The organism is Mesorhizobium sp. M1A.F.Ca.IN.020.06.1.1, from assembly GCF_004023265.1.
Lineage (GTDB): Bacteria > Pseudomonadota > Alphaproteobacteria > Rhizobiales > Rhizobiaceae > Mesorhizobium.
Genome location: NZ_RZSR01000940.1, coordinates 1 through 2314 on the forward strand (window position 1 = coordinate 1; position 2314 = coordinate 2314).

Sequence of the window (2314 nt, forward strand, 5' to 3'; positions counted from 1 at the left end):
GGGGCCGGCAAGGCGCTTGACCGCCTCGGAAATCGCCCACGCGGACAACAAACCCTTCCATGCTGAATCACACCAGACCCGATCCAGTACGCTCGCCGCTGCTTGCGAAGGCGCCAGGCATACGCCACGGCTATTTCACCCGCATCGGCGGCGTCTCCGGCGGCATCTATCAAGGCCTCAACATCGGCACGGGCTCCGGCGATGATCAGACGCTGGTTGCCGAGAACCGCCGCCGCGTTGCCTACTGGATGGGCGTGCCGGCGGATCATCTCCTCACCGCGCACCAGGTCCATTCTCCCGATGTCGTCATTGCCAAGGAGCCTTTTGCCGGCGCTCGCCCCAAGGCAGACGCCATCGTCACCGACCGGCCGGGCATCGCTGTCGGCGCCTCGACGGCCGATTGCGGACCGGTGCTGTTCGCCGACGCGGAGGCGCGCGTCATCGGCGCGGCCCATGCCGGCTGGAAAGGCGCCCTCACCGGCGTGCTCGAAAACACCGTAGCCGCGATGGAAGGGCTCGGCGCCCGCCGCGATCGCATCGTCGCCGTGCTCGGCCCTTCCATCGGACCCGACAATTACGAGGTGGGACCGGAATTCGTCGCTCGCTTCATCGAGGCCGACGCCGGCAATCAACGCTACTTCAAGTCGTCGCAGAACCCTGGCCACTCGATGTTCGACCTCAACCAATATACGGTCGACCGGTTGCGCAAGGCCGGCGTGACCGCCGACGGGCTCGGCCGCTGCACTTACGCGGAAGAACACCTTTTCTATTCCTACCGCCGCACCACCCACCGCAAGGAAGCGGATTACGGGCGGCAGGTCTCGGCAATCGTTCTGGAGAAAGAGTAATGGCGCTGCATTTCGAACGTTCGGAATTCGACGCGCGGCGCGACCGGCTGCTGATCGAGATGGCCGAGAAGAAGCTCGACGCCGTGCTTTTGTTCGCGCAGGAGAGCATGTACTGGCTGACCGGCTACGACACTTTCGGCTTCTGCTTCTTCCAGTGCCTGGTGGTGAAGGGCGACGGCTCGATGGTGCTGCTCACCCGCTCGGCCGATTTGAGGCAGGCGCGAAACACCTCGACCATCGAGAATATCGTATTGTGGACCGATCGTGATGGCGCCAATCCCGCGATCGACCTGCGCAACCTGCTCAACGATCTCGATCTGCTTGGCGCCCGCATCGGCGTGGAATACGACACGCACGGCCTCACGGCCTACAATGGCCGTCGCGTGGACGAGCAGTTGCAGACCTTCGGCCAGATCGCCGATGCTTCCGGAATCGTCGGCCGGCTGCGTCTCTTCAAGAGTCCGGCCGAGATCGCCAAGGCCGAAAAAGCCGCAAGCCTCGCCGACGATGCGCTCGATGCCGCGCTGCCGCTGATCAAGCAGGGCGGCGACGAGGCGCTGATCCTGGCCGCCATGCAAGGAGCAGTTTTTGCCGGCGGCGGCGACTATCCCGCCAACGAATTCATCATCGGCTCCGGCGCCGATGCCCTGCTCTGCCGCTACAAGGCCGGCCGCCGCAAGCTCACCAAGAACGACCAGCTGACGCTCGAATGGGCGGGCGTCTTCCATCACTATCACGCGGCGATGATGCGCACCGTTTTGACCGGGAAGATCTCGAAGCGCCACCAGGAACTGTTCGATGCCGCCCGCGCGGCTCTGCTTGCCGTCGAGAAGGCGATGACGCCGGGCAATTCCTTCGGCGACGTCTTCGACGCGCATGCCCGTACGCTCGAGGCGCATAATCTGACCAAGCACCGGCTGAACGCCTGCGGCTATTCGCTCGGCGCCCGCTTCACGCCGTCCTGGATGGACATGCCGATGTTCTACCAGGGCAATCCGGAGCCGATCGCGCCCAGCATGACGCTGTTCGCGCATATGATCATCATGGATTCGGAAACCGATACGGCGATGACGCTTGGCCGCACCTATCTTACCACGGAATCGGCGCCGAAGCCGCTCTCGCGCCATGATCTCGACTTGATCGTGCAGTGAATCCATAATGGTTGGTTCACGCGGGGGCGTTCGCCACCAGGGAGTTGTCGGGCAAATGAGACGATCGCAGGTGACGACCGTGTCATTGCTTGCGGCGCTGGCGCTGGCCGCCTGCACCAACGCCAAGGACGTCCTCGATCCTTCTGCCGTCAAGCCGCCGGCGGGTTCGGCCCAGGCTCTGCCGGCCACCCAGGGCACGTCGGCCACCGCATCGCCAACAACGACCACCGCGCCCGCGCCCACAGCGACCGCGGCGGCTTCAACGCCTGCCACCCCGGCTCAGGCCGCCGCCATCGCCAAGACCCGGCTGCAGGT

Annotated in this window: 2 protein-coding genes and 1 pseudogene; all 3 read left to right on the plus strand. The window is 64.9% G+C overall.

What is annotated here, in order from left to right:
* Positions 1 to 59: 59 nt before the first annotated feature.
* Positions 60 to 848 (plus strand): peptidoglycan editing factor PgeF, encoded by a 789-nt coding sequence (gene pgeF / locus EOA60_RS29300; protein WP_095823261.1) that lies wholly within the window; start codon positions 60 to 62, stop codon positions 846 to 848.
* The gene (locus EOA60_RS29305) at positions 848 to 1999 is read left to right on the plus strand and encodes a Xaa-Pro peptidase family protein (protein ID WP_067326575.1); all 1152 of its coding nucleotides are present in this window, start codon (positions 848 to 850) and stop codon (positions 1997 to 1999) included. The genes pgeF and EOA60_RS29305 overlap by 1 nt, the downstream gene beginning before the upstream one ends.
* Before the next feature lie 55 nt (positions 2000 to 2054).
* A pseudogene (locus tag EOA60_RS29310) lies at positions 2055 to 2314 on the plus strand (hypothetical protein); the annotation flags it as partial.